General features: G+C 73.4%; 5 protein-coding genes. 1 reads left to right on the forward strand and 4 read right to left on the reverse strand.

What is annotated here, in order from left to right:
- Nucleotides 1-1,556, forward strand: a 1,556-nt coding sequence (locus LCE31_RS32950; RefSeq protein WP_225021003.1) for a helix-turn-helix domain-containing protein, incomplete at its 5' end; no start/stop codon positions are given.
- 151 nt (nucleotides 1,557-1,707) lie between these two features.
- On the opposite strand, the gene sucD is transcribed toward LCE31_RS32950, so the two are convergent.
- The 4 genes from sucD to LCE31_RS32970 form a co-directional block, all read right to left on the reverse strand.
- Nucleotides 1,708-2,592, reverse strand: a complete 885-nt coding sequence (sucD, locus tag LCE31_RS32955; protein WP_225021005.1) for a succinate--CoA ligase subunit alpha — start codon at nucleotides 2,590-2,592, stop codon at nucleotides 1,708-1,710.
- A 25-nt stretch (nucleotides 2,593-2,617) separates the two neighbouring features.
- Nucleotides 2,618-3,793, reverse strand: coding sequence for an ADP-forming succinate--CoA ligase subunit beta (gene sucC, locus LCE31_RS32960; protein WP_225021007.1), 1,176 nt, complete (start codon nucleotides 3,791-3,793; stop codon nucleotides 2,618-2,620).
- Nucleotides 3,794-4,237: 444 nt separating this feature from the next.
- Nucleotides 4,238-5,458 (reverse strand): VWA domain-containing protein, encoded by a 1,221-nt coding sequence (locus LCE31_RS32965; protein WP_374118627.1) that lies wholly within the window; start codon nucleotides 5,456-5,458, stop codon nucleotides 4,238-4,240.
- Nucleotides 5,459-5,493: 35 nt separating this feature from the next.
- Nucleotides 5,494-7,926, reverse strand: coding sequence for a DUF5682 family protein (locus tag LCE31_RS32970; protein ID WP_225021012.1), 2,433 nt, complete (start codon nucleotides 7,924-7,926; stop codon nucleotides 5,494-5,496).
- Nucleotides 7,927-7,931: the final 5 nt, after the last annotated feature.

Below are 7,931 nucleotides of genomic sequence, written 5' to 3' on the forward strand. Positions count from 1 at the left end.
ACGCCCCCGCTCCCCCGACGCCCCCTCCGAAGGAGCGCCGCAGGCTGCGCGAGGCGATGTCGATGACCGTGAAACAGCTGGCGGCGACGGTGGGCGTCACCCAGTCGACGGTGAAGGGCTGGGAGACCGGCCGCTCGGAGCCCCGGGGTCGCAAGGGCGAGATGTACGTGAAGCTGCTCACGGTCTTCGCGACGGACGTGGCCGCCGCCGAGAGCGCCGAGGACGCGGCCGAGGCCGCTCGCGAGGCGGCGGAACGCGCGGAACGGGAACGCCAGGCGGTCGAACGCCAGACGGCTCAGCTGGAATCCGTCCGGTTGGCGGCAGCGGCAGCCGCCGCCGAGGCCCGCACGGGAACGGAAGCGGAGCCGGAAGCGGAGTCGGAAGCGGTATCGGGAGACTCGTCGGCGGCCGGGGAGACGACCGCTGCCGAGCCCGGTGCCGGAGCCGACGCCGCCCGTGCCGGTGCCGGGACCGACGCGACCGGTGGCCCCGCCCGGACCGCCGGTGACACCGCCGCCGACGAGCCCGTCGCACCTCACGGTGCGCTGCCCGACCCCGTGGAAGCACCGCGCAGCGCCGTGGACGGCCCCCGCCAAGCACCTCACGGTGCGGTGACCGGCCCTCTCCAAGCGCCCCGCAGCGCGCTGCCCGACCCCGTCGGGGCTCCTCCGCGGCGGCTGGTCATCCTCACCAAGGCGTCTCCCCGGTCCGCCGCCCCGTGCCCCTACCGCACGCCCGAGGAGGCCTTCGACGCCCTCTACGCGTACGCCTCGCCCTCCCTCGTACGCCAGGCGTACCTGCTGACGGGGCATCGGCGGCTCGCGCGCGAGTCGGTCGAGCGGGCGTTCCAGCAGGCCTGGATGCGCTGGCCGGAGATCGCCGTGGACCGCGACCCGGCGGGCTGGATGCGCGCCGCGGTGCACGAGTACGCGCTCTCGCCGTGGCACAGGTTCCGCGCCGTGAGCGGGACGCGTGCCGTGCGGCCCACCCGGCTGGGGCCGGACGCCGAGCCCGTTCCCGTACCCGACGGGCGCGCGCTGCGCCAGGCGGTGCTGGCGCTGCCGCCCGCCTACCGCAGGGCCCTGCTGCTCTACGACGGCCTCGGCCTCGACCTGCCCGACGCGGCGGCGGAGGTGGAGGCCAGCACACCGGCGACCGCGCACCGGGTCCTGCACGCGCGTGAGGCGGTCTCCGCACGGCTGCCCGAGCTCGCGGACGCGGACCTGCTGCACGAGCGGCTCGACGCCCTGGTCCGTTCGGTGCCCGCGCCCCCGACGTCGCCCGCGCGCACGGTGCGCCTGGGCGGCGAGCGGCGGGCGGCGCAGTGGACACGCGCGGCGATCGTCCTCACCGTGCTCATCGTGGGCGCGACGGTGTTCACCGTCCTGACCGCGCCACGCCGGTACAACCCGCCGGAGGCCCCGGCTGAGCGGGTGACGGGCGTGCCCGTGCCGGGCGGCCCCGGGCCGCTGAAGCCACAGGACACCAAGCTGCACAAGGCACTCGACGCCGTCCCGCTGAACGGCCCCGAACGGCTGCTGCCCCGCCCGGACTGACCTCGGCGCGGTCCCTTGGGAAACGCGTGTGGGCCCGCCCCCCGGGAAGGGAGCGGGCCCACGGCGCCGCCTCGTGGCGGGCACGCGTCGCACGCGGTCCCCGCGCGCACGGCGGCGGGGCCGGGGCCGGTGCCCGGTGAGGTCCGGTGGTTCAGCCGGCGAGGACCGCGCGGGCCAGCTCCGCGGTCTCGGTCGGCGTCTTGCCGACCTTGACGCCTGCGGCCTCAAGGGCCTCCTTCTTCGCGGCGGCCGTGCCGGAGGAGCCGGACACGATGGCGCCCGCGTGGCCCATCGTCTTGCCCTCGGGCGCGGTGAAGCCCGCGACGTAGCCGACGACCGGCTTGGTCACGTTGGCCTTGATGAAGTCGGCCGCGCGCTCCTCGGCGTCGCCGCCGATCTCGCCGATCATCACGATGAGGTCCGTCTCGGGGTCCGCCTCGAACGCCTTGAGGGCGTCGATGTGCGTGGTGCCGATGACCGGGTCGCCACCGATGCCGACGGCCGACGAGAAGCCGATGTCACGGAGCTCGTACATCATCTGGTAGGTCAGGGTGCCGGACTTCGACACGAGACCGATCCGGCCCGGCTTGGTGATGTCGCCGGGGATGATGCCCGCGTTGGACTGGCCGGGCGTGATCAGACCGGGGCAGTTGGGGCCGATGATGCGGGTCTTGTTGCCCTTGCTCGACGCGTACGCCCAGAAGGCGGCCGAGTCGTGCACGGCGATGCCCTCGGTGATGACGACGGCGAGACCGATCTCCGCGTCGATCGCCTCGACGACGGCGGCCGTCGCGAAGGCCGGCGGCACGAAGACGACGCTGACGTCGGCGCCGGTCTTCTCCATCGCCTCGGCGACCGAGCCGAAGACCGGGACGGATGCCCCGTCGAAGTCCACGGACGTGCCCGCCTTGCGCGGGTTGACGCCACCGACGATGTTGGTGCCGTCGGCGAGCATGAGCCTGGTGTGCTTCATGCCCGTGGAGCCGGTCATGCCCTGGACGATGACCTTGCTTTCCTTGTTCAGGAAGATAGCCATGGTGTGGTTTTCCCTCGCCCTTTTCTTACTTGGCCGCGGCCAGCTCGGCGGCCTTGTCGGCCGCGCCGTCCATGGTGTCCACGCGCTGCACGAGCGGGTGGTTCGCGTCGGACAGGATCTTGCGACCCAGCTCCGCGTTGTTGCCGTCGAGGCGTACGACCAGCGGCTTCGACACGTTCTCGCCCTTGGACTTCAGCAGCTCCAGGGCCTGCACGATGCCGTTGGCGACCTCGTCGCAGGCGGTGATGCCACCGAAGACGTTGACGAAGACGGACTTGACGTCCGGGTCGCCGAGGATGATCTCCAGGCCGTTCGCCATCACCTGGGCGGAGGCGCCGCCGCCGATGTCGAGGAAGTTGGCCGGCTTCACGCCGCCGTGCTTCTCACCGGCGTACGCGACGACGTCGAGCGTCGACATGACGAGGCCCGCGCCGTTGCCGATGATGCCGACCTGGCCGTCGAGCTTCACGTAGTTGAGGTTCTTCGCCTTGGCGGCGGCCTCCAGCGGGTTCGCGGCGGCCTTGTCCTCGAGCGCCTCGTGCTCGGGCTGGCGGAAGTCCGCGTTCTCGTCGAGGGAGACCTTGCCGTCGAGCGCGATGATCTTGCCGTCGCCGGACTTGACCAGCGGGTTCACCTCGACCAGCAGGGCATCTTCCTTGACGAAGACGGTCCACAGCTTCTGCAGCGCCTCGGCGATCTGGTCGGCGACGTCGGCCGGGAACTTAGCGGCCTCGACGATCTCGCGGGCCTTCTCGGGCGTGCAGCCCTCGTTGGCGTCGACGGGGATCTTGGCGAGGGCCTCGGGGTGCTCCTCCGCCACGACCTCGATCTCCATACCGCCCTGGACGGACGCCATGGCGAGGAAGGTGCGGTTGGTGCGGTCCAGCAGGAAGGAGACGTAGTACTCCTCGGCGATGTCCGCGGTCTGCGCCAGCATCACCTTGTGGACCGTGTGGCCCTTGATGTCCATGCCCAGAATCTGACCGGCCTTCTCGACCGCGTCCGCCGGGTCGGAGGCCAGCTTGACGCCGCCGGCCTTGCCCCGGCCGCCGACCTTGACCTGGGCCTTGACGACGGCCTTGCCGCCAAGGCGCTCGGTCACGTCGCGGGCCGCCTCAGGCGTTTCGATGACTTCACCGGCCAGCACCGGTACACCGTGCTTGGCGAAGAGGTCCCTCGCCTGGTACTCGAACAGGTCCACGCGTGTCCGTCCCTTGTCTCTGCTTGAAACCGCAGCCTGTGATCACGGGTTGCGATGATCTGCTAGTGATCTGCGTGGGCGTGCCGCGAAGGGCAACGTGACTGCGCTGTCACTGAGGGAGGCGTACACGGGGTCCGGAACGCGGCATGTCCGCCTGGCAGGTTATCTCCGTGGACCGGCGCGCTCTAAATCACGGGTCACAGATGAGCGGTGATACCTGTCACAGAGCGCCCGACCGCACGGGCCGGGCCCCGCCCGCGGTGACCTGGGCCCGTCCTGGGCCCGTCCTGGGCTTCGTCCTGGGCTTCCACTTCGGCTTCGTCCTGGGGCCCGTCCGTACACGCGCCGTTCCCCGCCCGTACCCGCGTCGTCACACGTACGTACCTCCCCGCCCCCACTCCCCTCGTCGCCCGTACACCTACCTCGTCCCGGCGGGGACGGTGGCTACCTCGTCCCGGCGGGGACGGTGGCGTCGTCGGGCAGGGGCAGGGGCCGCTTCTCGATGGCCGCCGCCATCACCTCGGGGAAGAGATCCGGCGTGCAGGCGAAGGCGGGCGCGCCCAGGGCCGCGAGCGCCGCCGCGTGCTCCCGGTCGTAGGCCGGGGCGCCCTCGTCGGACAGCGCGAGCAGCGTGACGAACTGGACGCCGGACGCCTTCATCGCGGCGACCCGCTTCAGCATCTCGTCGCGTATGCCTCCCTCGTACAGGTCGCTGATGAGCACGACCACGGTGTCCGCGGGGCGGGTGATGCGGGACTGGCAGTACGCGAGCGCGCGGTTGATGTCCGTGCCGCCGCCGAGCTGGGTGCCGAACAGCACGTCGACGGGGTCCTCCAGCTGGTCGGTGAGGTCGACGACCGCGGTGTCGAAGACGACGAGGCGCGTGGCGAGGGAGCGCATCGAGGCGAGGACCGCGCCGAACACGGACGCGTACACGACCGACGCGGCCATGGAGCCCGACTGGTCGATGCAGAGGACGACCTCCTTCTTCACGGACTGGCCTGCCCTGCCGTAGCCGATGAGCCGCTCGGGCACGACGGTGCCGAACTCGGGCAGGTAGTGCTTGAGGTTGGCCCGGACGGTGCGGTCCCAGTCGATGTCGCGGTGGCGCGGGCGGCTGATGCGCGCGGAGCGGTCGAGGGCGCCGGTGAGCGTGGCACGGGTGCGGGTCGCCAGGCGCTTCTCGATGTCCTCGACGACCTTCCGCACGACCGCAAGCGCCGTCTCCTTCGTGGTCTCCGGCATGGCCTTGTTGAGGGAGAGCAGCGTGCCGACGAGGTGCACGTCCGCCTCGACGGCCTCCAGCATCTCCGGCTCCAGCAGCAGCGAGGAGAGGCCGAGCCGGTCGATGGCGTCGCGCTGCATGACCTGCACGACGGAGCTCGGGAAGTACGTACGGATGTCCCCGAGCCAGCGGGCGACGGAGGGCGCGGAGGCACCCAGTCCCGCGGTCCTGGCGCCCCGCGTCGGGCGTGCGCCGCCGCCTCCACCCCCGTAGAGGGCGGCGAGCGCACTGTCCATGGCGGCGTCGGTGCCGCTGAGCCCGCATCCGGTGCCGTCGGCGTCCCCGCCGAGCACCATCCGCCACCTGCGCAGCCGCTCCTCCCCGCCGGCGGCCGTCCCCGCCGAGGAGGGCCCGGCTGCCGTGGCGTCGCGAAACGTCATGGCCCCTGCGACCTCTGTGGCCGCTGTGCTGTCGGTCATCGGTACTCCATGAGGTGCCGGGTCGCGGATGCGGGCGTCGTCGTGGGCGTCGTCGTGGATATGGGCGCGGTCGCGGTCGCAGATGCCGGTATGCGCGCGGCCCGGCGGCCCAGCAGCAGGGCGACCAGCGGGACGACCGCGTCGGCACGCGCCGCGTCAGGTGCCGGGCCGAAGCCGGGCACGACGGCGCCCTCGGGCGCGGGCGCGCCCGCCGAGGGACCGCGGCGGACCTGCTCGCCGAGTGTCCTGCGCACCCCCGGCTCGTACGCCGAGAACGTACGCCGCAGCAGCGGCAGTACGTCCGTGAACGCCGCGGCCGGCACGCCCGTCAGCCACCCGTCGACCAGGCCGAGCAGCCGCTCGTCGTGTACGAGGAGCATGCCGCCGCCCGATGTGCCGCCGACGAAGCCCTCGATCCACGCGGCGGCGTCCAGCGGTGGTGTACCGGGCGACAGGGCGAGGCCCATCAGACGGGCCGCGTCGTCGGCGGCGAGGCGGCCCTCGTCCAGCAGGAGGCGGGCGGCGCGGCCCCGGATGACGCCCGGCACCGTGTCCCGCCCGGCGAGTTTGGCCAGTACCTCCGCCCAGCGTCCGCGCAGGTCACCGGCCGGGGCGCCGTCGGCGGGCGGCGGCAGCAGGCCGATCGCGGTGTGCACCGCGTCGACATGGCCGCGCATCGCCTCCGCGCCGTCCGCGTCGAGCCCCGCGCACGCGGGCGGCAGGCCGACGCAGACGCGCTCCGCCAGTGCGGTCGCGACCTCTCCGAGGGCCGCGGTGTCGGTGCCGCGCACATCGCCGTACCTCAGGGAGCGGGCGAGCGCGGGCAGCGCCTGGGCGAGGTGGGCGACGTCCGCGTCGAGCGCCGCGCGGTCGGCGAGCGCCCGCATCACGACGGGCAGGGCGCCGGGCAGGGCGGCCAGCAGGCACTGCTCGGCGAGGGCGGTGATGTCGGTGAGCGCCGTCGCGGACACGGCGCACGACTCGGCGCGCGCGGTGGCCGCCGCGAGCACCGTCGTGCCCCAGATGCCCGCCTCGGCCACCCGCACATACAGCTCGGGCTCCCAGCGCAGCCGCCACGCCTCCCGGAACGTCCCGGAGTTGGCGCGTCCTGCCGTCGGCTCCCCCCAGCCGATGTCCAGGAGACGCAGCCGGTGCAGCAGGGTCGAGCGGGCGCTGTCGGTGTCTTTGCGCAGATCGAGGTCGAGTTCGCGCTCCAGCGCCTCCGGCTTGAGGCGCAGGGTGCGCTGTTGCCGGGCCAGGTCGCGCTGGAGCGGAACGGCGGGGGCCGCCTCGGGGACCTCGCCGAGGGCGTCTCCCACGATCAGCCGGTCCGTGATCAGTGAGAGCGGCACGTCGGAGCCCTCGCACATGACGGCCCTGACCGCGTCGATCGTCTCGGTCAGGCCGGCGAGCGGCCTGCCGCGCATGGCGGCGAGCGCGCGGGCGAGCCGCACCGCCTCGATGACGTGCGCGGACGAGACGGTCCTGTCCTCGTCCCGCAGGAGCCCCGCGACCTTCGTCATCCACCGTTCGACGGGGCGGTCGGGGGCCTCGAAGAGGTGCCCGTACCAGCCGGGCGAGTCGATGCCCGCTCCGTAGCCGCTGTGCCGGGCGAGCCGCCGGTGGGTCCACGGCACCCACGTCAACTCGGCCTTGACCTTGGGCAGTCCCCTCAGGAGCGCCCGGTCGGCTGTGGCCGTCGTCTTCTCCAGCAGCGCCGGTACATGCCAGGCCCCGCAGACGACGGCCACTCCGCCGCCGTCCGCGAAATCGCCGAACTCCTTCCGGGCGGCGCGCAGTCGGCCACGCATATGGGCCTCGCGGACGAGGTCGCGGCGGTGCCCGCCGTCGCCGTGGCGCTCGCGCAACGCGGTCATCGCCTCGGCCACGGCCTCGAACGGGGCGAACGGGTCCGCTTCACGGCCCCGGTGCTCGACCGCGTCCTCCCACCAGCGCTCCGGGTCGTCGTACCCCGCGGTCTGCGCGAGGACCGCGATCGGATCGATCCGCAGGTCCTCCGCGGGCGCCCCCTCGCCCCTGCCTTCCGCATCGCCGTCGTTCGCGTCGCCGTCGTTCGCGTCCGCCTCGACGCCGGACTCCGGCTCTTCTGCCTCCGACGGGCCGGGCCCGGGCTCTTCGGTCTCCGGCGGGCGGTCCTCGTCCGCGAACGCCAGCGAGTGCGCGGCCGGCAGGTCGATGAACCGCACGGGCACGTCGTGCAGCACCGCCCAGCGCAGGGCGACCCACTCCGGCGAGAACGCGGCGAGCGGCCAGAACGCGGCACGCCCCGGATCGTCCACCGCGTGCGCGAGGAGGGCGACCGGTGGGCGCATCGCCGCGTCGGCGGCGAGCGGCACCAGTGCGTCGCCCTCCGGCGGCCCCTCGATGAGGACGGCGCGCGGCTCGGCGGCCTCCAGAGCGGCCAGCACCCCGC

The organism is Streptomyces sp. 8L, from assembly GCF_020176795.1.
GTDB lineage: Bacteria > Actinomycetota > Actinomycetes > Streptomycetales > Streptomycetaceae > Streptomyces.